General features: G+C 43.0%; 20 protein-coding genes and 1 tRNA gene. 7 read left to right on the top strand and 14 right to left on the bottom strand.

Annotated features, from left to right (window positions below; genetic code table 11):
* Positions 1 to 9 precede the first annotated feature (9 nt).
* The 4 genes from FAI41_08405 to FAI41_08390 all read right to left on the bottom strand — a co-directional run bounded on the left by FAI41_08405 (position 10) and on the right by FAI41_08390 (position 3,537).
* The gene (locus FAI41_08405) at positions 10 to 546 is read right to left on the bottom strand and encodes a hypothetical protein (protein ID QCE33598.1); all 537 of its coding nucleotides are present in this window, start codon (positions 544 to 546) and stop codon (positions 10 to 12) included.
* Positions 543 to 1,418, bottom strand: coding sequence for a rod shape-determining protein MreC (locus FAI41_08400; protein QCE33597.1), 876 nt, complete (start codon positions 1,416 to 1,418; stop codon positions 543 to 545). Before FAI41_08400 ends, FAI41_08405 begins: the two co-directional genes overlap by 4 nt.
* A 30-nt stretch (positions 1,419 to 1,448) precedes the next feature.
* Positions 1,449 to 2,489 (bottom strand): rod shape-determining protein, encoded by a 1,041-nt coding sequence (locus tag FAI41_08395; GenBank protein QCE33596.1) that lies wholly within the window; start codon positions 2,487 to 2,489, stop codon positions 1,449 to 1,451.
* 217 nt (positions 2,490 to 2,706) lie between these two features.
* Positions 2,707 to 3,537, bottom strand: coding sequence for an N-acetylmuramoyl-L-alanine amidase (locus FAI41_08390; GenBank protein ID QCE33595.1), 831 nt, complete (start codon positions 3,535 to 3,537; stop codon positions 2,707 to 2,709).
* Between the two features lie 559 nt (positions 3,538 to 4,096).
* Here FAI41_08390 and FAI41_08385 point away from each other — a divergent pair.
* Entirely contained in the window at positions 4,097 to 6,538 is a 2,442-nt protein-coding gene (locus FAI41_08385) for an Rne/Rng family ribonuclease (protein ID QCE33831.1), read from the top strand.
* A 10-nt stretch (positions 6,539 to 6,548) separates the two neighbouring features.
* On the opposite strand, the gene FAI41_08380 is transcribed toward FAI41_08385, so the two are convergent.
* Complete coding sequence (locus FAI41_08380; protein QCE33594.1) at positions 6,549 to 7,940, bottom strand: exodeoxyribonuclease VII large subunit; 1,392 nt, start codon at positions 7,938 to 7,940, stop codon at positions 6,549 to 6,551.
* A 23-nt stretch (positions 7,941 to 7,963) separates the two neighbouring features.
* Entirely contained in the window at positions 7,964 to 10,774 is a 2,811-nt protein-coding gene (gene polA / locus FAI41_08375) for a DNA polymerase I (protein QCE33593.1), read from the bottom strand.
* Positions 10,775 to 11,027: 253 nt separating this feature from the next.
* Between polA and FAI41_08370 the strand changes: the two genes are divergently transcribed.
* The 6 genes from FAI41_08370 to FAI41_08345 all read left to right on the top strand — a co-directional run bounded on the left by FAI41_08370 (position 11,028) and on the right by FAI41_08345 (position 14,918).
* A tRNA-Arg gene (locus tag FAI41_08370) sits at positions 11,028 to 11,104 on the top strand.
* Positions 11,104 to 11,949, top strand: a complete 846-nt coding sequence (gene thiM, locus FAI41_08365; protein QCE33592.1) for a hydroxyethylthiazole kinase — start codon at positions 11,104 to 11,106, stop codon at positions 11,947 to 11,949. Before FAI41_08370 ends, thiM begins: the two co-directional genes overlap by 1 nt.
* A 9-nt stretch (positions 11,950 to 11,958) precedes the next feature.
* Positions 11,959 to 12,594 (top strand): thiamine phosphate synthase, encoded by a 636-nt coding sequence (gene thiE, locus FAI41_08360; GenBank protein QCE33591.1) that lies wholly within the window; start codon positions 11,959 to 11,961, stop codon positions 12,592 to 12,594.
* 29 nt (positions 12,595 to 12,623) lie between these two features.
* The gene (gene thiD, locus FAI41_08355) at positions 12,624 to 13,457 is read left to right on the top strand and encodes a bifunctional hydroxymethylpyrimidine kinase/phosphomethylpyrimidine kinase (protein QCE33590.1); all 834 of its coding nucleotides are present in this window, start codon (positions 12,624 to 12,626) and stop codon (positions 13,455 to 13,457) included.
* A 132-nt stretch (positions 13,458 to 13,589) separates the two neighbouring features.
* Positions 13,590 to 14,219: a LysE family translocator gene (locus FAI41_08350; GenBank protein QCE33589.1), complete on the top strand. Its 630-nt coding sequence runs from the start codon at positions 13,590 to 13,592 to the stop codon at positions 14,217 to 14,219.
* A gap of 27 nt (positions 14,220 to 14,246) precedes the next feature.
* Positions 14,247 to 14,918 (top strand): LysE family translocator, encoded by a 672-nt coding sequence (locus FAI41_08345; protein ID QCE33588.1) that lies wholly within the window; start codon positions 14,247 to 14,249, stop codon positions 14,916 to 14,918.
* A 97-nt stretch (positions 14,919 to 15,015) separates the two neighbouring features.
* Here FAI41_08345 and FAI41_08340 read toward each other — a convergent pair whose 3' ends face one another.
* The 8 genes from FAI41_08340 to FAI41_08305 form a co-directional block, all read right to left on the bottom strand.
* Positions 15,016 to 15,993, bottom strand: a complete 978-nt coding sequence (locus FAI41_08340; GenBank protein QCE33587.1) for a DMT family transporter — start codon at positions 15,991 to 15,993, stop codon at positions 15,016 to 15,018.
* Entirely contained in the window at positions 15,977 to 16,825 is an 849-nt protein-coding gene (locus FAI41_08335; GenBank protein QCE33586.1) for a pantoate--beta-alanine ligase, read from the bottom strand. The genes FAI41_08340 and FAI41_08335 overlap by 17 nt, the downstream gene beginning before the upstream one ends.
* 33 nt (positions 16,826 to 16,858) lie before the next feature.
* Positions 16,859 to 17,560 (bottom strand): ribose 5-phosphate isomerase A, encoded by a 702-nt coding sequence (gene rpiA / locus FAI41_08330; protein QCE33585.1) that lies wholly within the window; start codon positions 17,558 to 17,560, stop codon positions 16,859 to 16,861.
* Positions 17,557 to 18,291, bottom strand: a complete 735-nt coding sequence (gene pgl / locus FAI41_08325; GenBank protein ID QCE33584.1) for a 6-phosphogluconolactonase — start codon at positions 18,289 to 18,291, stop codon at positions 17,557 to 17,559. Before pgl ends, rpiA begins: the two co-directional genes overlap by 4 nt.
* Positions 18,292 to 18,327: 36 nt before the next feature.
* Positions 18,328 to 19,362: a decarboxylating 6-phosphogluconate dehydrogenase gene (gene gnd, locus FAI41_08320; GenBank protein QCE33583.1), complete on the bottom strand. Its 1,035-nt coding sequence runs from the start codon at positions 19,360 to 19,362 to the stop codon at positions 18,328 to 18,330.
* A 106-nt stretch (positions 19,363 to 19,468) separates the two neighbouring features.
* Positions 19,469 to 21,154, bottom strand: a complete 1,686-nt coding sequence (locus FAI41_08315; protein ID QCE33582.1) for a hypothetical protein — start codon at positions 21,152 to 21,154, stop codon at positions 19,469 to 19,471.
* 109 nt (positions 21,155 to 21,263) lie between these two features.
* Complete coding sequence (gene tkt, locus FAI41_08310) at positions 21,264 to 23,342, bottom strand: transketolase (protein QCE33581.1); 2,079 nt, start codon at positions 23,340 to 23,342, stop codon at positions 21,264 to 21,266.
* A 33-nt stretch (positions 23,343 to 23,375) separates the two neighbouring features.
* Positions 23,376 to 24,728 (bottom strand): phosphoglucosamine mutase, encoded by a 1,353-nt coding sequence (locus tag FAI41_08305; protein QCE33580.1) that lies wholly within the window; start codon positions 24,726 to 24,728, stop codon positions 23,376 to 23,378.
* Between the last annotated feature and the right edge of the window lie 37 nt (positions 24,729 to 24,765).

The following is a 24,765-nucleotide window of genomic DNA, read 5'->3' as shown; positions in this document are numbered from 1 at the left end:
GAAGCTTTTTTAACGTTTTGTCCTTAGAAAAAAATAAAGAACGCTATTCCATAAAAGATAAAATAGCGGATAAATTCCAATACTTAAAAGACAAAAGAACATCGCAGGATGCGGCGAAAGAAACAAGAAATCTCTCAGCGCAAATAATCCCCACAAAGAAAGTGAAGCACCACAAGAAACAAAGCTAAATAAAAACCATGAAAATAGAAAACCACCTTCACAAAGACGCATTCTTACAACCCGAACGAGTTCTGCTTCCATAATCATCCAAAATACGAGGAAGCCCGGCGGTGTCGGCACAAAAATTTCACATAAAAGACCGCCAACAAAAATATTACCTGCCCACATCATCTGCGGCGCATACATTGTGTAAAACCAAACGGCCTCTAGCAAAATGGCAACCTGTAACTCAGGGCGGCCGGGAATACGAAAAGGAACAGAGAAAAATAAGGCCAATACCCCCAAGCCCAACGCCGGTAACATAAAGCGTAAAAATGCCTTAAACCATGCTCGAAACTCTAGGTCTTTTTTTTCTTCAAATATCATCCTGCTTTTTTCCGCTTATGAGAGGTGTGGATTTTCCCATCCATATAGCCAGGAGCCACCTGTAAAAGCGGCGCATAATCAACAACTCTTAAAATGGATAAATGGCGTAAATCAGCAAAAGGCAACACCACAGGGTGCCCCTGCCCCTCATAATGGACACGCCCAACGGCAATCCCAGAAACCGCCCCATCTTTCAGCAAGGTTTCGACGATCTCCCCCTCAAGCGGCGCAGCACCCTGAGCATAATAAGCAAGCTCTAAACCACCCTCTTCCCCTTTTCCGCCGAGAATAGCATGAGAAGCGCTTTTTTTACCAACAACAGGGACATGGCTGGCTTTATCGTCAATCAGCAATATCCGCAAAGCATGCGGCGAGACTTCTGTCACACGCCCAACAAGACCATGCATATCTAGCGCAACGCTTCCAACGGCTGGCGGTTTCGAAGCCCCTTCCCACCCCATCAAAACCGCATGACGATAAGGGCCATGCTCTTCTCCCATGACACGTCCCGTAACATATCCAAAGGCTGGAATTTCACTCCAATGGAGCAGTGATTTTAAATGTTCATTTTCAACCTGTAGCTGAAGCGCATTGTCCCGCTCTGCATTAAGCGCTTGGTTCTCTAGCCTTAAACGTTTATTTTCACTTGAAAGCGTTAAAGAAGCTGAAATTTTGTGCTGTAAATCATCAATGCAATCTTGAGGAAAAAGCGCCCATTCATAAAAAAATCCCACATGCGACCGTCCCCAAAGCCGCATATGTTCGAATGGAACGGGGAAAATACTCGCCGCAAAAAGAAGAAAAACAGCGCCTAAAACTGTTCCTGTCCGTGTGACGCTCGCTAGAAACTCCCGCCTCTTAACCGATAGCATCTGACAGATCCATTTTTATGGTTCGAAAAATCAATAAACCGTACTTAAAATATGTTGCAAATTATGCATTTCCTCCAAGGCACGTCCTGTCCCTAAAGCAACACAAGAAAGCGTATTTTCCGCAACCAAAACAGGCAAACCCGTTGCATCCCGCAACACTTCATCCAAACGGTGCAATAACGCCCCACCACCCGAAAGAACAATCCCACGCTCAACAATATCTGCGGAAAGTTCTGGTGGCGTATTTTCTAAAACGGCAATAACAGCCTCAACAATGCGTTGAACAGGCTCTTGCAAAGCCTCAGCAATTTGTGCCTGGCTCACAACGATCTCACGTGGCACACCATTAACCAAATCACGTCCTTTGAGAGAACGCAAAGGCCCCGTGCCGTCTTCAGGTGCCATCGCTGCACCCAGCTCGATTTTTACTTTTTCAGCTGAGCTTTCGCCAATTAAAAGATTAAAATATTTACGGATATACGCCACGATGGCCTCATCCATTTTGTCTCCACCGACCCTTGCGGAACGTGCCTCGACAATACCGCCAAGAGAAATAACGGCAACCTCCGTTGTCCCACCACCAACATCGACAACCATACCGCCGGCAGCTTCTGTAATTGAAAGTCCGGCACCAATTGCGGCCGCCATTGGCTCCTCAATTAGAAAGACTTTTCGTGCCCCAGCGCTCTCCGCACTTTCTTGAATCGCCCGTCTTTCTACTGCGGTTGAGCCTGTCGGAACACAAATAACAATTCGAGGGCTAAAAAAGGCGCTTCGATTATGTACTTTTCGGATAAAATATTTAATCATTTCCTCCGCAACTTCGAAATCGGCAATAACCCCATCACGAAGCGGACGAATAGCTTTAATAGACCCTGGTGTTCTACCAACCATCTGTTTGGCTTCGTTACCAACCGCCAACACCTGAGAACGCCCCCTCTGCTCGCTAACAGCGACAACGGAAGGCTCACTTAAGACAACCCCACGCCCTTTGACATAAACCAAAGTATTTGCTGTTCCGAGATCAATTGCCATATCGGCCGAAAGAAGACCCAATAAACGCGATAACATGCCTGACAATTTCCCTCATCTTTTGTAACTGCCCGAAACTTTTTCGGGTTTACACAATTCACCCATTTCGTAACGATTTACGAAGTACCGATGTTTTGTCAAAAGTAGCACAAAAAAGACGGCTCACGCCAGCCTTTAGGAGCGAATTTTGTACAATCAATTTGCCGAGAATGGTCCCCACCAATCGCACGCCGCTTTTGTTCTTCCTCCAAAACGCTTAAACGGAATATCCCTCCGCCTTCTGCCAGACTATATAATGATTAACAGCATTTGCAAGTTGCTCTGCCAAAAGGCGACGATGCAGCCTATTTCTGAGTGCCAGCTCGTCCTGATGATTGGAAAGGAACCCCATTTCAACAAGAACCGATGGGATTTCTCTTGATTTTAAAACAAAAAATCCTGCATGGCGTGTTGGGGTCTCAAGTAACGGTGTTTTACCCTGAAAAGACTTCACAACAGCAGAGGCGATATGCGCCGAGGATTTTCGCGCTCGGTCGCTAACCATACTCGATAAAATATCCATCACATCCGAATCAACACCACGCATATGCGAGCTACCAAATCGGTCGGCACCATTTTCACTGCGCTCAATAGCAAGCGTCAAAGGATCATTCGTTCTTTTTCCTTTTGTATAAACGCTTGCGCCACGAATTTTGGCGGATTTAAAAGAATCTGCATGTAGAGAAATTAAAAGAGAGGCTTTTTTTTCCTGTGCGATTTCCACACGATCATTCAATGAAATGAAATGGTCTTGATGGCGTGTCAAATCTGCACGGCAGTGCCCCTGACGAATCAAAGCAAGACGAAATTCCTGCGCAATGGCCTCCACAACATGCTTTTCATAAATTCCACTAACCCCGATCGCTCCGGGATCTTTTCCGCCATGCCCTGGATCAATCATGACAAGCGGAAGCGGTTTAGGCGTTTTTTTTAAAATGTAAGGGGCTTTTGCCCAAACCTGTTCTGCAAAAGATGCGGAAGCCGCAGTACCGCAAATCAAAGCGCCTGCTTGAATAATTTTCCGACGTGGAATAAAGCTACCGCCCATTAAACCCCCTCTTCATATGTCACAAAATACCTTCCTATCATCCTGTTTTTAAAAAAATTTTACAATTAAATGAATTAATTTTCATCTTCCTTCTTGCCCGAATGTATTTATTAGGCCAAAAAGACTCAGAGACTATTTAAGCAGAGCTGTATCTTTTATTCTCTCTCTAAAGGACAGAGAAAATTGTATCTTTACGCTAAATAGTAAATATCGTGGCAGTAGGTAGAACACATATTACGTGCAGAGACTGATATAAAGTTATCTACTTGCCTCTAACTTTTCTTCGTCTGATTTTTAATCAGATGTCTTGTCCTTTCATTCTGAATGGACCCAGATCTATTTTGTGGTAACTTGCGACTGAACTTTTTACGGCGAACCGAACACGACACGATGCACGCTTTCTCCCTTTTTTCTTATCAAAAAGGGATAGGTTCGACTTTTTCGCCTATTTCAGACGACTTTAATACCCAATTTTTTTCCACATTTCTCAACGGTTTTTCCCAACGCTTTGCGAAAGGGGATATTTCCGTCAGGAGTATATATTTACATGTCAAAGAGCATGCTCATCGATGCAACCCATCCAGAAGAGACACGGGTTGCGGTTATCAACGGCGATCGCCTGGAAGAATATGACGTTGAAATCGCTTCACGGAAGCCTCTAAAGGGGAATATCTATGTTGCACGGATTATTCGTATTGAACCTAGCTTGCAAGCGGCTTTTGTCGATTACGGCGGAAACCGGCATGGCTTCCTGCCTCTAAACGAGATCCACCCGGATTATTTCAGAATTCCCGTTGCAGACCGCCAAAAATTACAAGAGCTTCAAGAGCAGGAAAATGCCTATCTTCTCGCACAGGAAGAAGAGGAATTCAAAGAGGATTCTTCTCTTTGCGCAGAAGTGGAAACCCCTTCTATAGAGCAAGAAGAATCAGCTTCCAATGCAGAAAAAGATGATGATTTTGAAGTTTCTGCCAGAGAAGAAATCAACTCTCCCCGTGGAGAACTGACAAAGTTCCTGCGAAGCTACCGTATTCAGGAAGTATTGCGTCCGCGCCAAGTTGTTCTTGTGCAGGTAACAAAGGAAGAACGTGGGAATAAAGGCGCCGCCTTAAGTACCTTCCTTTCTCTTCCGGGCCGTTATTCTGTTCTCATGCCAAACACATTGCATGGCGGTGGAATTTCCCGCAAAATTTCTTCCAGAGAAGACCGTAAACGTCTTAGAAATCTTATTCAGCAATTTGAACTTCCCTCCTGCATGGGTATGATTATCCGCACAGCAGGAAGTGGCCAGCCGGATGCTGAAATCAGAAGAGATTGCGATTATCTTCGCCAATTATGGGAAAAACTGCGTCTGCTTGCCCTTGAAAGCGAAGCACCAGTTCAAATCCATGAGGAAGGCAATCTTATCAAACGTGCCCTGCGTGATCTTTTAACGCCTGATATTGAAGAAATTATCATTGATGGCAGAGACGCTTTCCGTACGGCACGCAATTATGCGACCAGCCTTCTCTCCAAAAATGCGCCCGAATTACGTATTTGGAATGGCCGCAAAGACAGTCTTTTCTCTCATTTTCACGTAGATGACCATATTCACAGCATGGTTTCGCCAACTGTTCAGTTGGAATCTGGTGGATATGTTGTCATCAATCAGACGGAGGCTTTGGTTGCCATTGATGTGAACTCCGGCAAATCCACCAGCCAGCGCAATATTGAAGAGACCGCAATCCGCACAAATTTAGAGGCGGCTGAAGAAATTGCACGCCAGCTTCGTTTACGGGATTTGGCTGGGCTGATTGTCATTGATTTCATTGACATGACAAAAAACCGTCACAATGCACAGGTTGAACGTAAATTACGTGATGCGTTAAAAGCTGACCGTGCACGATTACAGGTCGGCAGCATTTCAGGCTTTGGCCTTTTAGAAATGTCACGCCAGCGTTTGCGCCCTTCCCTTTCCGAAACGCTTTCCATTCCTTGCCCACACTGTGAAGGCACAGGACGTTTACGGAGCATTGAGAGCTTAACCCTCCGTGCATTGCGTGTACTCGATCGTGAAGCCGCCGCTAAAGTCGGTAAAGACCTCATCATTACATTACCAACAGATGTTGCGCTTTATCTTCTTAATCATAAACGCGATACGCTTAAACAAATTGAACGCCGCCACAATATTAAAATTACGTGCGCTGCGAATTCAGACTTGACGGAAAATGCCCTTCAAATTGAAGGACAAGATATTTCTGAAGCCATTGCACCGCCAAAAGCAGAAGAAACAAATCCGCCAAAAAGAAACGACAGAAACGGACGTACCCAAAAATCACGCTCTCGCCATGATCGCAACGACCGCAGTGATCGCCATGAGCGGCAGGAAAGACAGGATCGTCATAGCCATCACAATGAACGTGACTTTCCCAAAGAGGATGAGCCAGCCATTGCGGAAGAAAAGAATATCTCACCGCAGACCCCGGTAAATCCTTCCGCTGAAACCAGAGGATCGGAAGAGGAAACTTCAAAAAAACCTCAGCGTAAAACACGTGCTAAATCTGTTTCTTCTCAAAGAAAAAGACGGCAGAAGCCTTCCGAGCAAACAGCGCAAGAGCCTGATGAAAAATCTTCTGAAGTGACTATTGAAGCAACGGCAAAACCTGAAGTGCCAGAAATGGATGAAGGAAAAGCTTCTGCTGATATGGAAATGCCAAAAGTCGAAAATACAGAGGCAAAACCAACACGTCGCCGGAGAACTTCTCGTCGAAGCGCAACTTCTAAGAAAGCAAGTGTAACGGAAGAAAAATCCGACAATATACAAGCTTCCGAAGCGCCTGCGTCTAAGAGCGATATTGAAAATATACCGGCTGAGAAGACATCTGCTCCTCTACCGGCGGCCACTGTAAAAAAGGCACCAAAAGAGAAAGCACCTGAAAATCTCAATGCGCCGAAAGCGGTTGATATCGATTCAGTTACAGAAAAAAAAGAATGGAAAAATCCTTGGCAGACAGCCAAATAATCCTATTCTTCTAAAGCAAACGAGGGTTGCCATTTTCCAATGGCAGCCCTTTTTGTTTTAGCACTTTCTTTTTAGGGGTTTCCTCTTTTTTTACATCCAGCACAGCCTCACGTTTCCCGTCAAAAAAAACGAGTTTTACCCTCGAATTTTTAGGAATTTCTGCAGATCTGGATCTAATTTTCCCCTCTGCATCTTCAATCAGCAAAAAACCACGTTCTAGAATGGCCTGAGGTGACAATGCCTCTAACTGTAATTGTTTACTCTCTAATAATTTCTGTTTATTCGAAAATAAGCGACGTGTTGGTATCTCTGGAGAAGGCAGAGTGTTAAACTTTCCTACCGCCATTTGCACAACATGCTCTATCATTGGCTTGAGGTTTCTACCCTCTTGTTCCACTTGCTGACGTAAGCTTTTTAAATAAGTTGGCAGTGCCTCACTCAAACGTTGTGAGCGATCCTCTAACCGCATTTTTACGCCATCTAAAAGATGCTGCAAATTTGGCAAACGACCAGATCTATTTTGCAGTGCTAAATGGCGATTCTGCAAATAACGTCCAAAACCTTGGCGGAGGCGAACATGCCGATGCGCAATGTCGGAAAGCATTTCACTCCGTAAAGGGACAGCCATTTCAGCGGCGGCCGTTGGGGTCGGTGCACGGCGATCAGAGACAAAATCAATCAAAGTGGTATCTGTCTCATGCCCAACGGCTGAAATAACAGGAATGGGACACTGGAAAACAGCTCTCAGCACGGATTCCTCATTAAAAGCCATCAAATCCTCTAAAGAGCCGCCCCCTCGCCCGACAATCAAAATATCGGGCGGATTGGATAAGGCACTCATGCCTTTAATTGCTTCTGTAATTTGTGCCGCTGCGCCTGTGCCTTGAACAGCTACGGGCCATAAAAGAATCTCTCTGGGAAAACGGCGTTCTAAGGTCGTTCGAATATCTTGGAGAACAGCCCCCGCACTTGAGGTAATGACCCCAATTTTCAAAGGGAGATAAGGCAAAGGCTTTTTATATTCTTGGTTAAAAAGCCCCTCTTGCAGTAATTTTTGACGAAGCTTTTCAATGCGGGCAAGCATTGCACCCTCTCCCGCATATTCAAATCTTTCGACAATAAACTGATAAGAAGAACGCTCTCCATAAGCCGATACCCGACCTGTCGCCACAATTTCCAAACCATTTTCAGGAGAAAGTCCTAGTCTGGGAACCTGACTACGCCATACAATTCCTGAAATTTTTCCCCCCTCATCCTTTAAGGAAAAATAGATATGCCCTGAAGGATAAAATTTCAGTTCTGTAATTTCACCTTTTACACGGATACGTGAAAACTTCCCTTCGAGCGTGTCTTTAATCTCTTTAGAAAGTGCAGAGACGGAATATTCAGGTAACGCATTCATCGAACTTATCTTTCTTCTCGTCTTTAATGTGCCGCAGCCCAATTTTGAGCGATCCCTGTTTCAACTTCTAATTTAATGGGAAGATTAACCACATTTTCCATTTCCTCTTTAGCGAGAGCTGCTACCTTTTCCGCATCCTCGTCGGAAGCTTCAAAGAGAAGCTCATCATGCACTTGCAAAATCATTTTACCGTCTAAACCGCTTTTTGAAAGCCTGTCTTCCACCGCAATCATCGCACGGCGCATGATATCTGCGGCTCCCCCTTGAAGCGGCGCATTAATTGCCTGTCTTTCTGCACCTGCCCTGCGCGCTCCTTTTGCCTGAATTTCAGGAATATGGCATTTACGTCCAAAAGGCGTAAGAACATATGCATGTTCTTTGGCAAAATCCTTTGTGCTTTCCATATAATCTAAAATACCGGGATAGCGTGTAAAATAGGCCTCAATATATTTCTTGGCTTCAAGATTTGAAATTTGTAACTGACAGGCCAATCCAAAAGCTGAAATACCGTAAATAATTCCAAAATTAATTGCCTTGGCTTGACGCCTTACAAGAGGATCCATTCCTTCTAAAGGAAGATTAAAAACTTCCGAAGCCGTCCTTGCATGAATATCCTGCCCTAAGCGGAAAGCTTCCAAAAGCGGTTCAACTTTGGCAACAATAGCCATTAAGCGTAATTCAATTTGTGAATAATCGGCTGAAATCAATTTGCGCCCTTTGGGGGCAATAAAGGCACTTCTAATTCTTGCGCCTTCAGCACTACGAATAGGAATATTCTGTAAGTTTGGCGCTATGGAAGAAAAACGTCCTGTTGACGTTAAGGCTATTTGATAATTGGTATGCACCCGCCCCGTCTCAGGGTTAATCTCTTTGGGCAATGAATCCGCATAAGTGTTTTTTAGTTTATCAAGCTGACGCCATTCTAAAATATGCGTGCAAATTTCATAATTTTTTTCACTCAGCTCTTCGAGAATAGACGCATCTGTTGACCATGCACCTGTTTTTGTCTTTTTCGGTGCCGGCAACCCCATCTCATCAAAAAGAACCTCCCCAAGCTGTTTCGGCGAACCAAGCGTAAAAGATCGCCCTGCGGCCTTGAAAATTTTTTGGGAAAGAACTTCCATTCTTTCCATCAGCTCTTGAGAGATTTTTGCGAGTTCCATTTTATCAACAAGGATGCCTCTATCCTCAACTCTCTCCAAGACGCTGGAAAGCGGAAGATCCATCTCTTCATAAAAAGAAAGGGCTTTTTTAATTCTTAAAGAAGGTTTCAACTGATGCCATAGGCGCAAAATTGCATCTGCACGCATCCCACAATAATCCAATGCCTCTTCCGGCTTAATTTCTAAGAGGGAACGTTTTTGACGCTGGCGATCTGCCTTATCACCATATTCAGAAAGTTCTTTTTGGAAATTTCTTTCCACCATTTTCTCTAATTTATGCGAAAACTCTCCCATTGATTGCGCATAAGAAATCAGCTGTACATCTGAACTTGGCGTAACATCGACAAAACCAGCTTTTCTGAGCAAACGATTTTGCTCTTTACGATCGTAAAAGACTTTTAAAATGGAAAGATCCGCAAAGAGAGGATTCAAAAGACAAATGATCTTCTCTTTTGACAAAGCTGGCGCTTCTACTAACAAATCCCCACCTTCTTGAGCTTCCGATGGGAAAAGAATTAAAGCAGCCTCCCCCTCTTCTGGAGACAAAGCAATCCCGCCAATCCCGACAACAAATCGATCTTGGAAAAGAGGCTGTACCCAAATGCCAACTTTCCCAGAAGTTTTAATCTTTTCAATCCACTCTATGAGCTGACTTTCTGCTTTAATCAGCTGATATTTGTTCCATTCCACAGCCTCTACCACATCTTGCAAGGCTGATTTTTGCATTTCAAATGAAGGTGAATGCTCTGTTTTCAGTGGCGCTTTTTTTCCCGTTCCTAATTTCGAAATTAAAGAATTAAACCCAAGTTTTTCAAGCCAAGTCTGTAATTTCTCACTTTTGACATCGGGATGTTTCAAACCGGAAATAGGTAAAGGTAGCGGCGCATCTTCATCCAATGTAACGAGCTTTAAGGAAATCCGTGCCTGCTCTGCAAATTCAATGAGATTATCCCGACGTTTCGACTTTTTCATCTCCGGCGCCGCTGCAAGAATCTCTTCTAAGCCACCATATTCATGTATAAGCTGTGCCGCATTTTTGGGGCCAATCCCCGGGACACCTGGAACATTATCGGTACTGTCACCAATCAAAGATTGCGCTGCCGTAACAAGATGCGGTGGTACGCCGAATTTTTTTTCCACCTCAGGAATACCAACAGGTCTTTGCTTCATCGGGTCTTCAAGCTCAACGCCAGGGCGGATGAGTTGCATTAAATCCTTATCAGACGAAATTAATTTGCAATGCTGCCCTCTCGTCACTGCTTCTTTAGCATAGCTCGCCATTAAATCATCGGCTTCCCAGCCTTCCAATTCGATCGGTGGCAGACCAAAGGCCTCCGAAGCCTCACGAATGAGCGCAAATTGAGGGATCAAATCTTCAGGTGCTGGCGGACGATGCGCTTTATATTCTGGATAAATATCGGATCTAAACGTTTTTCGACTGGAATCAAAAACAACACCGACAACCCAATCTGGATGTTTATTGAGAGTTCTTAAGAGTAAATTACAGAAGCCATAAACCGCATTCACAGGGGTTCCATCAGGTGCATTTAAAGGTGGAAAGGCAAAAAAGGCACGAAAAATAAAGCCAGAAGCATCTATGAGTAAGAGCTTTTTAATATCACTTTCCTGCTCTCCGACCTTATCGAAATCATCTAAGCTGCTTAAATTCATCTCGTCTACCATTGCCCTTAATATCCCCTATTCTTTTTCTAAAACTCAGCCTTTAAGACAAATAAAATGACAGCGCATCTTTCTTCTTTCCCTAGCTTTACCAAAGGAAGGCGAGCTTTGTCTTACCTTATTCAAAAGAAAACGCCCCCGGAGAGAGAAAAATGCTAAAATGACTGGTAAAAAGCGTCAAAATCTTTTAGGTAGTAAAAAAAGAAGGCACGCCACCGACATTTTAAAAATGTGTTGGCATTATGGACTCGTAGCTCAGCTGGATAGAGTGTCGCCCTCCGAAGGCGAAGGTCGCGCGTTCGAATCGCGCCGAGTCCACCATGATCTCTCAAAAATTCAAAGTTTTAAGCATGATCAAAAATAATAATGCACTGCCGTTTCTTGATTCTGCCTTTGAAACCCTGATGCTTTTACGTCAAAAATCCCCCATCATTCACAACATCACCAACCAAGTTGCCTCTCAAAGAACAGCTGATATTCTACTTGCCTTAGGGTGTTCCCCGCTTATGGCAGATGAAGATGTTGAAATGAGAGAGATTACAAACATCTCTCAAGCGCTTTCAATCAATATCGGAACCCTTCACACCCGTCAGCTTAAATCCATGCTGAGAGCTGTTGAAAATATGAAACATCACAAGAAACCTTGGGTTCTTGATCCTGTGGGGGTTGGCGCTAGCCTGTTTCGTCGGCAAGCCTGCCGAGATCTCATCATCTTCAAGCCCAATATCATTCGTGGCAATGCGAGTGAGATATTAGCGCTGGCTGGTGAAACAGCTCAAAATGCGGCCATTGATAGTCAAAATAAAGTTGAAGAAGCGCATGATGCTGCTCGTTCCCTCGCTTTAGAGCATAAGAATATCGTCGTTGTTAGCGGCGCAAAAGACTATATCACAAATGGCACTGATTTTTCTCAAAATCAAAATGGCCATCCTTTAATGACAAAAATTACAGCAACAGGATGTGCGCTAAGTTCTGTTCTTGCCGGTTTTTTAACGGAACTGCCTGCTTTTGAAGCCGCAAAAGTAGCCTTTTTAATTTACAATATTTCCGGTGAAATCGCTGCCAAGCTCGCACGTGGCCCTGGTAGTTTCCAAAATTTATTCTTAGACACACTTTTTAATCTTTCAAAAGAACAAATTTACAAAACCTACCTTCTCCCTTCTTAAGAAATTCTTATGACATCCCACACACAACATCTCGAAGGTCTACACGTCATAACGGATAGACACGCTTCTCTTTCTGTTATTGAACAGGCAAAACAAGCGGCCCAAAATGGCGCTTCTGTTATACAGCTCAGAGATAAAATAGCTTCTGATGCGCAAATGATTTTATGGGGAAAAGAAATTTTAAACGCCATCGCTCCCTATCCTTGCCGGCTTATTATCAATGACCGTATTGATGTGGCCATCCAAGTTCAGGCACATGGTCTGCATGTTGGGCAAAAGGATGGAAATATCGAACATATTCGCCAAAAAATTGGCTGCAAGATGATTCTTGGACTTTCTATTACAGCACCTAGGCAGCTAAAATCTATTCCAAAATGTCAGATCGACTATATTGGGGTTGGCCCTTTACGGGCAACCACATCAAAAAAAGACCATGATCTCCCGCTTGGTTTTGAGGGAATCAAAGAAATTATTTCTTTAACCAAATTTCCTGTCATTACCATTGGCGGCATCGTCTTAGAAGATTTATCTCCTTTAAAAAAAGCAGGATCAAAAGGTATTGCTGTTATTAGTGCAATCAGCCAGAATAAAAATCCTTCCGAAGCTATCGCATTATTTTCTCGGACATGGAAAAATTTAGCTTAATACAAACATATCATATCAAATTTTAAGGAATGAACATGGTTGCCAATATTTTAAGCATTGCAGGGTCTGATCCTTCCGGCGGTGCAGGTATTCAGGCAGACCTAAAGGCTATTTCCGCCTCTCATGCTTATGGAATGGCGGTCATTACCTGTTTAACAGCACAGAATACAAAAGGCGTTCAAGAAAGTTTTCCTGTTCCTGCTGATTTCGTTGCAAAACAAATTCAGTCGTTGATAGAAGATATTCATATTGATGCAATCAAAATTGGAATGTTAGGTACCGCAGATATTATAGAGGCGGTTTATAAACAAATTAAAGACCTTACACTCCCAATCATTCTTGATCCTGTCATGATCTCTAAAAGTGGTCATCGCCTCTTACAAGAAAAAGCTCTCAATGTTCTAAAGAAAAAATTACTTCCCCTAGCAACGATCTTAACGCCCAATCTTCCAGAAGCAGCCGATTTATTAGGACAAAAAGAAGCCACCTCTTTAGAAGAAGCGGAAGCCCAAGGAAAATCTTTATTAAAATTCGGCCCCAATGCCATTTTAATGAAAGGGGGGCATTTTGAAGCGCAAGACAGCACAGATTTACTCATTACGCCATCGCAAACACTCGCTATCCCAGGTAAACGTTGGAAAACCAAAAATACGCATGGCACAGGATGCTCTCTCTCCGCTGCTATCGCTAGCCTTTTAGGGCAGGGAAAACCGCTAAGTGAAGCCGTTATCCAAGCAAAAGATTGGCTAAACCATGCGATACAGCATGCCGACTTATTGAAAATTGGTCAGGGTTGCGGTCCTGTTCACCATTTTTATGCGCTTTGGGAAAAAGATGCACGACGAATAGACGATGGCGCATAATTTCTCTTCTTCTAAATTTCTAATGTAAAAATATACCTAGCATTCCAAAAGATTTTTTCTTACTCTTCGCTTTTGCTTACTTAGAAATTTAATTTTCAATATAATAATCAAATAAATTTACTTGGATTTTTCATGCATACTTCACTATGGGATTTCTTTATCGCATCCACGCTCGTAATGGCCTCTCCAGGAACAGATACAGCTCTTGTTTTAAGCAGTACCCTTCGAGAAGGACTAAAAACGGCTTTTGGTGTCATTGCAGGAGTTCTTTTTAGTACTTTTGCTTGGGGAGTAGCAAATGCCCTTGGCCTCTGCGCACTCCTAAAACTTTATCCTCAAGCCTATACGCCCCTTAAATGGGTGGCGGCGATGTGGCTGGCTTGGCTTGGAATTAAAATGTTTCTACCAAAAGAAAAAGCTTTTGGTACAGAAATGGAAAATAATCTTGCTAACACACAAGAAGCAGGCCTCTATGCCGGCTTTAAAATTGGCATGGTTACAGATCTTCTCAACCCAGAAACAGGTATTTTTACCCTTACTTTTTTTCCGCCTTTTATTCCAGCCGGAGCCAATCCTCCCCTCTACAGCTTGATGCTGACGTTAATCACAATGGGCGAATGTCTGATTATTTTTAGTGCCTTAGCCCTTCTTGCACGTCCTCTTTCTGGCTTTCTCAAACGCCCTGATATTTCACGCTATCTTGATTGGCTAACAGGTTTCGTCTTTCTCTATCTCTGCCTTAAGCTCCTCACCTCCTCTTAATCTTCCACCTTACCTTAGGTTCCTTTTATGCTATCTGCTTATCTCCTAAAATTTTTCATTGCTGAATCAGCCTTTCAGGTTTCACCCGGCCCAGATATGGCATTGGTACTCCGATCTGCTTTAAAGGGAAATTTGCGCCTGGCATGGGGATGTGTCTTTGGCATTATGATTAGCTCTCTCATTTGGGGAGGTGCAAGTGCGATTGGACTCTGCGCACTCATTGCCGTCTCTCCTAAAATTTTTAATATTTTAGCTATCATTGGCGTTCTCTGGCTGGCATGGCTTGGCATTCAAATGATTATGAGTAAATCAGCCTCTTTTCTCGGAGAGAATAATGAGGGAACGCTCAATCTTGCTGACGGATTTTTCACAGGAATTAAACAAGGGATTGCAACAGATCTTTTAAGCCCGACAACGGCGATCTTTATCCTAACCTTTTTTCCTGCTTTTATTCCCCCTGGTTATAATCCTGCTTATTTTAGCTTGATTTTAGGGGCGATTATGGCACTGGATACCTTGCTTATTTCTGGTGCAATGGTTCTCCTTGCAAACTCTTTTTCCCGTTTTATCTCCAACCCCCGTATCGCACTTTGGATTGATAGAATTGCAGGAATTATCTTCCTCATTATTAGTTATCAACTCTTTCGGGAAACGGCTCTGGATATAAAATTTCTGACATTCCTTCACCATTTTTTCTAAATCTCACAAAGAAATTTTCCCAAAATAAAAAGGAGGCTTAACTTCAACTGAAGTAAGCCTCCTTTTTCTATCTATTTATCCAAAATGAAGAATGACTTTAAACTTCTGGATTAACGAGAGAAGCACGCCCTTCTCTCTTTTGTAAAATTGCACCGAAAACACCAGAAAGAAGAATAATCCCCAATCCAACATAAGTATGAATGGCAGGCATATCTTTAAAGATAATAATGGCAAAAACAGTTGTCCAAATCAGCTGACTATACTGAGCTAAAGTAATCTTAGCCGCAGCAATTTTTTGCGAAGCATAGATTAAGAACAGCTGTGCAAGTGCTGCTAAAAAGCCATAGCCAAAAAGTTCAAGACAAACATCTAAGGAAGAAGGCATGACAAAAGTATTGCCAAAAACAATGCCATCTCCAATGATTGGTCCAAAGACAACAGCAGCGTAAATACTAAGATCATTTGCCTTACCATTTAAGCCTCGCGCAGCCATAATATTAACGCCGGCTGTAAGTGCGACACCAATCGCACAAAGTCCACCAATTCCTAAATCATTAAATTTCCCAGATTGCAATGTTTCCTGAAAAGAAGCAAGAAGATCAGGACCTGCAACCGTAGCAACTCCGACAAGCCCTACTAAAGCAACAACCCATGTGGAAAACGGAACTTTTTCACGTAGAACAACGACCGTTAAAATTGCTGTTACAAGCGGCATTAAAAACATCAATGCCTGAGCTATCGGTAAAGGCAAAAGCATAAAAGCTGTTACAGCCAGCGCCGTCGCAGCAAAGACACAAAATGCACGTAAAAGCCACAATAACCATGCTGTTTTACCAACAGGAAAGAAGGAACGAAATGTGTATTCTTTTTTCCATAAAACAGGAAATAAAAGAATACCGAGCAATCCGCCAAAGAAAGCAACTTCATAAGCAGGCAATCTGTTGTGCAAAAGCTTTGAACAAAGATCACTGGTTGAAAATGTTAAAAACGCAAGCAGTGCTAGGGGCGTTCCCATTCCACTACTGGCCTGATTTATGGAGGGTGTCCGTTCTATTTCGTCACTCATGGTATCCATCTTTCATTTTGATATTATCCAACAAACGCACCTTTCCAAGGTACATTGCTACAATGGCTAAAGAAGATTCATCCGCTTCTTTAACAGGAGAGAAATCATGCGAACGAACCAAAGCAGCATATTCTGGATTAGGCAATCCAGCTTCCTGAAATGAATGACGCAATATTTCCTCTAAGGTACTACTCTTACGTTCCCCGGCTTCAAAAGCAGCACGTACTTTTTGCAATCCTTTAAAAATTTCTGGCGCACGTTTCCGATCTGATTCTGAAAGACGTATATTCCGACTGGAATAAGCCAAGCCATCCTCTTCCCTGACAGTCGGTGCCGTTTTTAAAGAAATTGAAAAATTTAAATTTTTTATTATATCGGCGACAACAGCAACTTGCTGAGCGTCTTTTTGCCCTAGCCAAAGCTCATCGGGACGAACAATATTAAAAAGCTTAGCTAAAATTGTCGTTACCCCGTCAAAATGTCCTGGACGATCCGCCCCCTCCCACATTTGAGCAACTTTACCTGCCAAAACTCTTTTTTCAAAACCGTCTGGATAGATTTCCGCTTCGGAAGGGATAAAAACAATGTCAGGATCATAGGCTTCTAAAAGCGCTAAATCCTTTTTTTCCGTCATTGGATATTTGTCAAAATCCTCTGGCTGATTAAATTGAGAGCGATTAACAAAAATGCTCACAATTGTTTTTTTTCCAGAATTCTTTGCTTGAGAAAGAAGGGAAAGATGCCCTTTATGTAAAGCTCCCATCGTTGGGATAAAGGCAACTTCTTCTTTAAAGGCAGAACGTAATTTCTGAAGTGCCTCTATGGTTCGACAAACTTTCATAATACGTTCCTCTTTTTTCAGAAGAGAGTGATCTCATTTTACTGAAAAATACGCTACGCCGTCAGGGCTTCCTATAAAAATACCCGACGTTAATCTACAAAATAATCCGTGTTCTAGAACGGCTGGTATAGAGTTTAGCCTATCTGATAATATTTGGGGAGATAATATTGCATCAAAAAGGCAATCAAGGATGGGATTATGATTATCAGAATAGAAAATTTGACCGTCTTTTCTATGTCTTAAAGTAATTTCAATTGCTCCACTCTGCACTAAATCCTTTTCCACAGCGCCTAATGCAAAAGCAGGCACCTCCACCGGAACAGCACAATTTTTACCGAGTATCTCTGTTTTTTTTGTAGAATCTGCCACAACAATAAATGTTTCAGCGGCAGAAGCAATGATTTTTTCCCTTAAAAGCGCACCACCATGCCCCTTAATCAGATCCAATGTTCCCATAAGAACCTGATCTGTTCCATCAATCGCAAGTTCAGGTCTTGGACATTCTTTTAAAGAAAGAACTTCAATGCCACAGCGCTTCGCTAATTCTGCTGTCGCTAAAGAGGTTGGAATCCCTTTAATCCCTTTTAAACGTCCATCTTTTAGACGCTGGCCAATTTCTTCTAAAACATAATTACTTGTACTGCCTGTCCCTAAACCTAAGGTCATGCCTGAACGTACAAAATGCGTAACAGCCTCTTTTGCTGCCATTTGCTTCTGAGAAGAAAGGTCACTCATAAAGCATCCGTTGCATTAAGGTCTGCCATAACAAGGAGATTTCCCTCAGAGACAACACAACCCGCAGGAATAGAAGTATCTCCCTCTAAAAGACGGGCAAGCATTTCGCCTTTAGAAGTTCCCTCCACAAGAAAAACAACATTTCTGGTGCTGGCAATCGCAGGGTAAGTTAGTGTAATCCGGCGATGTGGTGCTTCAAGGGGTTTTGAAGTTCCAACCCATGCTGTTTTTTCATTTAGGATCTCATTTTCAGGGAAAAGAGAAGCTGTATGACCATCACCGCCAAGCCCTAATAATACAAGATCAAAAAGAGGTTCTTTTGGATCAAGCGTATTCTTCCCATATTTTTCTCTTAAAAGATTTTCATAAATCTCAGCATCTTTTTCGGGAGAAATACCCTCGGTGGGGATGGGATAAAAATGTTCTCTAGAGATACCACTATTTTTAAAATAGTCCCAAGCCATACTGCCATTATTGTCAGCATGACCCTTCGGAACCCAACGATCATCGACAAAGAAAATTTCAGCATCAGATAAAATAGAAAATCCTTGCTGTGCCTTTTCCTCAATTAAAGCAAATAAACGCCTTGGTGTCGTGCCGCCAGAAATGGCAATGCGAAAAACACGCCCCGCCTTCTTTGCATTTTCAGATGCTTCCTGAATAAAACTTAGCGTCGCTTCTGCTAAAGCCTGAGGATTAGGAAAAACTTCTAAGGTAATCTCTTTATTCATGATTCACTTCTATAATATATGCAATAAAGGCTGAACCTATTTCGCAGCCTCACCAACATCGGAAACAGATGTTGAATTTTCTTTATGACCACCAAAACCGTAGCGCATTGCGGAGAGTGATTTCTCACCGAATGTATTCCCTGAGCGGGAACGGAATCTCGCAAAAAGAGCTGCCGTCATAACAGGTGCAGGAACATCCTCATCAATAGCGGCCTCAACCGTCCAACGTCCCTCACCTGAATCCGCAACAACACCACTAAATTCAGATAATTCTGGAGAGTTTGCGAGCGCCTCTGCTTTTAAATCCAAAAGCCATGAAGTCACAACACTGCCACGACGCCATAATTCTGCGATATCGGCAAGATTAAGGTCATAACGCTCTTTTTCTGGAAGACGGGAAAGATTACGTGATTTAAGAACGTCAAATCCTTCGGCAAATGCCTGCATCATGCCATATTCAATACCGTTATGAATCATTTTTACAAAATGACCGGAACCAGATGGTCCACAGTAAAGATACCCTTCTTCCGCTCGTGGATCATGACGTTCATCTCCACGATGCTTAACAGGCTTAACAGAGCCTTTTCCCGGCGCAAGTGTTTTGAAGATAGGTTCAACTTTGAGGAAAATTTCTTTACGACCACCACACATAAGGCAATAGCCACGCTCTAGCCCCCAAACGCCGCCAGAGGTACCGACATCCAAATAATGAATATTTTTAGTTGCGAAATGATCTGCCCTGCGAATATCATCCTTGAAATAGCTATTACCGCCATCAATAACGATATCTTCTTTTTCTAACAAATCATAAAGAATATCTAAACATTGTTGTGTCGCACTTCCGGCAGGGATCATCACCCAAACAATTTTGGGCCCACCGTCTTTTCCAAGATAACGAACAAGATCCTCAGGAGAAAATGCGGCAACCGCACGGTTTTCCTCACAACGATCTACCGTTTCAGCAATGGCCTGCGGATCGCAGTCCCAAACGACAACCTCGTGCCCATGTCGTGTAAGACGAACTGCAATATTACTGCCCATACGTCCTAAACCGATTATTCCAATCCGCATTTTACCTCTTTTCGGTTTTCTTAATCGTTATCCTTCGCAGAAGTCCCCCACCTCTGCAAAATTTTACATTTTTGACTACAAACTCAATATATCATGAATAGTAAGTTCATAGCTGATCAAGTGCTTTTTTAATATCTTTTTCTATGATTTTTAAGCCCTCAACAAGATTATCTTCGATTTCAATGCGTAAAACCCTTCTCTTAGATTCTGAAAGCGCCTTGTAATCTCCCTGTTCTTGTGTCGCTGAAAGAACAGCAAGCTCTTTTGACTCTTCCGAAGAAAAAGTTTTCTTATTGCAGGTGAGTTGTAAAAATAAACCTACATTTTTACCCCCCTTATAAGCCTGACCTGTTGAATGCAGAAAACGAGGACCCATTTCCAACATAACAGGAACATCCAAAGATTCCTGAAGCAAATGTGCTATTTTTTGCCCGGCTACGGCACTTTCCCTCCCGGTCCAGAATAAAAGGCCAAGGTAATCACCAGCTTTTAGACTTTTAAGGGCCGATTTAAATACTTCAACCGCATTTTTATCTGCTGCAAAAAGCGCCGCACTTGGTGAGGCAAAGCTTAAAAGACCATCCTTTAAAAAATTCTCAACCTCAGGAACTTTGCCTGTTTCATGATAGGCCTTCGCCAAGGCTCTGCTTAATTTTTTACTGGATTCAACATTTGGCTGATCAAAAGGGTTAATGGAAATGACAGAACCTGCAACGGCAATGGCAAACTCCCAAAGATAGAACATCTGTCCAATTTGCTGTGTATTTTCCGGATTGAGAGTGATAGAGGCATTCTTTGCTTTTTCCGGCGCAGAAAGCCCTGCATAAACAACAGTACGGTCAGCCCCTGCTAAAGCTTTTTTTCCCTCTGGAAGAACAGGGAAAATACCTGTCCCTAATTTTCCTGTACTTTCTGCAATCAGCTGCTCCAGCCAAGGGCCAAAGGCTTTTAATTTATCTGAAGCATCAAAAATCAGCTTATCAGCCCCTTGAAGACAAGCTACCCCAAGCGCTGTACCTAAAAGAAGCCCCGGATTTTTTTCAGCTTGGGCTTTTGGGGAGCATGCCTGCATCATTTCAACAGCACCCGCCAACAAAGGCTCAAGATCATATCCTGAAGCGGCAAGCGGTACTAATCCAAAAGCAGAGAAAAGAGAGTAGCGACCGCCAATTTTAGGGTGGCCGTGGAAAATATGAGAAAAACCACGATCTTGGGCAAGCGTTTCCAAAGAGGTGCCGGGATCTGTCACAGCCACGAAATGCGCACCACGTTTGTCTTCCGGGAGAGAGTCTAACTTACCCCAAAAATAATGAAAAAGCGTATTACTTTCTAAAGTTCCACCGGATTTACTTGAAACAATAAATAATGTTTTTAGCGGATCAATCTGCGCTGAAACAGCCTCAACATCACTCGGTACAAGACTATCGAGAACCAACAAAGATGCCGCTTCTTTCTTCTGTTCTAGGAAGGCTTTTAAAGCTTCTGCCCCCAGAGCAGAACCGCCCATTCCAAGTAAAACAACATGCTGCCAATTGTTGGATTCTGCATAAAGCTGTTTCAAACCCTGAGAAAGTTTCGCAGGTTCATCTTCCGGTGCTTTCAGCCATCCAAGCATATGCTCATCAGAATCCCCTTTCCACAAGTTTGAATCTCCGGCCCAAAGATTTGAAATGAGCCCCTTTTCCTTCCATCTTTCCAAAGACTCAGCAAAATGTTTTTTTTGCTCCGTAGGAAGGGAAAAGGAGATCTCTAAAAGAGAGATTGGCGAATTTTGTGGATGAGTATCTGACATCTTTGATTTTCCTCTTATTTTTCTTGAAATTTCTAAAATATGTAGGAAGAAAAATAATCTTGTTTTTCGGGATTAGTTTAACAAACTCTTATCAAAACCCCCAAGCACTTTATTCAATTTTATTTTGACAACGCAAAAGCACTTTGCGAACTAAATCCAACAAATTCTCCTCTGTGAAACCACGGGAACGCGCCAAAATTTCTCCATCACCAGATTCTCCAAAATCCTCAACCGAAAGCATTCCCCCCTCCAAGCCTAAATATTTCCCCCAAGGTTGAGAAACCCCCAGCTCTACCGCAATACGGGCACGAACTGATGACGGTAAAATTTTTTCTTTATACGCTTCGGACTGCTGTTCAAAACATTCAAAGCTTGGGAAAGAAACCAATCGTGCCTTAACATCTGACAAGATAAGTTTTTTCCAAACTTCTTCCGCCAATGCTACCTCGGAGCCACTTGCCATTAGAATACACTCTGGCAGGCCATTTTCATGACAAGCCTCTTTTAAAATATAGGCCCCTTTAGAAACAGGATAATCTGCAATATGCGATGCAGTTAATTGCGGCACTGACTGACGGGAAAAAATCAAAGCAATAGGCGTTCGCTTGGCTTCCATGGCAAAATGCCAAGCCTGTTGTGTCTCACATTCATCCGCAGGCCGAATAACGGTCAGTCCAGGAATAGAACGCAACTGTGCCAACTGCTCAACCGGCTGATGGGTTGGCCCATCTTCACCAACTTTAATCGAGTCTAAGGTAAAAACATAGATAACAGGAAGTTTCATCATGGCAGATAAACGGATTGCCGGATGTATATAATCAAAAAAGGCTAAAAAAGTTCCAACAAACGGACGCAATCCTATCAGAGCGATCCCATTTGCGATCGCTCCCATCCCGGCCTCCCTAACACCAAAATGGAAATTTCGTCCTGTGAAAGAAAAGCCTTCCTTGCCTCCAAAATCTTTTTCATTCGCCAAAAGAGTAAATGTTGAAGGACCAACATCCCCTGCACCGCCTAAGAGAAAGGGTACCGTTTCCGCAATCGCAGATAATATTTTTCCAGAGCTGATACGGGTCGAAACGCTTCCTTTTTCGCTTAGTATTTCTTCAAGGCATTGATCCCAATTTTGAGGCAATTTCCCCTTAAAAATATTTTCTAAACAGAGCGCTTTTTCAGGATTATCTTTTTTAAAAATCTGAAATTTTCGTTGCCATGCTTCATGGGCTTTTTGTCCTCGCAACCCTAAAGTTTCGGCAAAATGCGCAAAAACATCTTGATCCGCTGCAAGAAAATCTTTCCCGTGCCAATTATTCAAGCGATATAAAGTTTGAAGCTCTTCTTTAGTAAGGGTACCGCCATGGGCTCTTTCTGTCCCCTCACGATTTAAAAGACCACGTCCAATACAAGTATGAAGATCAATAAAGGTTGGCCTGTCACGTCCCCGTGTTTTTTTTAGAGCTTGAAGAACAGCTTGCCAGTCCTCTCCATCCTCAACGGTTTCAATATGCCAGCCATAAGCCTTAAAGCGCGCAGTCACATCTTCGCTAAAAGCAAGGGTTGTTTTCCCCTCAATACTCACTTTATTATTATCGTAAATCCAAACAAGATTTCCTAACCCCCAGTGACCGGCGAGAGAAGCTGCTTCGGCACTTATGCCTTCCATCAAATCGCCATCACCGCAAAAGGTAAAAATCCGCTGTTCAAAAAGATTTGAATCTGGGTACGATGCCTGTAGCCATTTCACTCCTGCCGCCATCCCAACCGAAGAGGCACAGCCCTGCCCTAAAGGACCGGTTGTCATTTCAACGCCTAAAGTATGGCCATATTCTGGATGTGCTGGGGTTAAAGAGCCGAGTTTTCGTAATTTTCTAAGCTGTTCAGAGGTTAAATAAGCTTGTCCTTTTGAATCTCTAAACGCAGCCAGATGCATCAAAACATAATAGAGGACAGAGCCATGTCCACCAGAGAGAATAAAACGATCTCTCCCCTCCCATAAAGGATTCGTTGGATCATAAAGGATTTCATGTGCCCATAGAGCATATAAGGCCGGCGCCAAGCCTAAAGGTGCCCCTAAATGTCCCGAACCTGCATGATAAACAGATTCAGCAGACAAGATACGAAGAGCCGCAATCGCTTTTTCCGCCCCGTGAATGTCATGGATAGGATCGTTTCGAACTTTATCCTGCATATTTATGATTATCTTTTCGAGAAAAATATCGTCTTATTTTAAGATTTCAAGCGTTCCGGCCATCGTCTTCTCTAGGAGGTCTTGGTTATCCGCCTCAACCATAACACGCAAAAGAGGCTCTGTACCACTTGGACGCAGGACAAGACGTCCTCTCTCAAGCAAAGAGTTTTTTGCCCAATTTTTTGCCGCTTCTATTTTTTGAGGCAATTCAGGATCATTTTTATCTTTTAAAGGAAGATTAACCATTTTCTGAGGAAAGGGCTGAAAAACACGGAATAACGCACTCGCCTTAGATCCGCTTCCTACAAGGGCTGCTAAAATTTGCAATGCAGCGACCAGTCCATCCCCTGTAAAGCTATAATCTGAAAGAATAATATGCCCAGATTGCTCTCCTCCAATATTGGCACCAAGTTCTCGCATTTTTTGCTGTACATAACGATCACCGACAGAAGTCCGCTCAAGAGAAATATTTTTTTCTGAAAGATATTTTTCCAGTCCAAGATTAGACATTATCGTTGCGACAACGATATTTCCTTTTAAATTGCCTTCTTGCTGAAAAAGCGTTGCAATCAAAGCTAAAATTTGATCCCCATCCACCAAATGGCCTTTTTCATCCGCCATCAATAAGCGATCAGCATCACCATCTAATGCAATACCGCAATGCGCACCTGTTTCAACAACTTTTTGACACATTTTTTCCGGATGGGTGGAGCCTACCCCATCATTGATATTTTCACCATCTGGAGAACAGCCTACTTTAATAACATCCGCACCAAGCTCCCAGAGAACCTTTGGTGCAACTTGATATGCCGCCCCATGAGCGCAATCCACAACAATTTTAAGTCCATCAAGACGAACACCTCTTGGTAAAGAGGATTTCGTAATTTCCATATAACGGCCTGCGGCATCATCAAGACGCCCTGCACGACCTATTTCTTTAGGAAAGGCTAAAGAATCTGTCAGATCTGACAGCATCAACCGCTCAATCTCAATTTCTGCCTCATCCGAAAGTTTAAAACCATCTGGGCCGAATAATTTAATGCCATTATCTTCTGAAGGATTATGAGAGGCTGAAATCACCACACCAAGATCAGCACGCAAGGAACGTGTCAGAGCGGCAACTCCCGGCGTCGGCAAGGGACCTAAAAAAATCACATCCATCCCAACAGAAAGAAATCCCGAAGCCAAAGCACTCTCAAGCATATAGCCCGAAAGACGTGTGTCTTTTCCTAAAACGACCTGATGGCGGCCAGCTGGACGTCTTTGAAAATATAGGCCGGCAGCCTGCCCTAATTTTTGAGCTGTTTCAACGAGTAATGGTGACTGATTTGCCCTGCCACGAAGACCATCTGTCCCAAAAAAACGTCTTTTATGCTGTCCGGCCATAAATTCCCATCCCCTATTCTCATCGCAGGGTTAAAAT

The organism is Acetobacteraceae bacterium (genome assembly GCA_004843165.1).
Classification (GTDB): domain Bacteria; phylum Pseudomonadota; class Alphaproteobacteria; order Acetobacterales; family Acetobacteraceae.
Note: the sequence above shows the minus strand (reverse complement) of the source record. Positions and strands in the feature narration are given on the sequence as shown.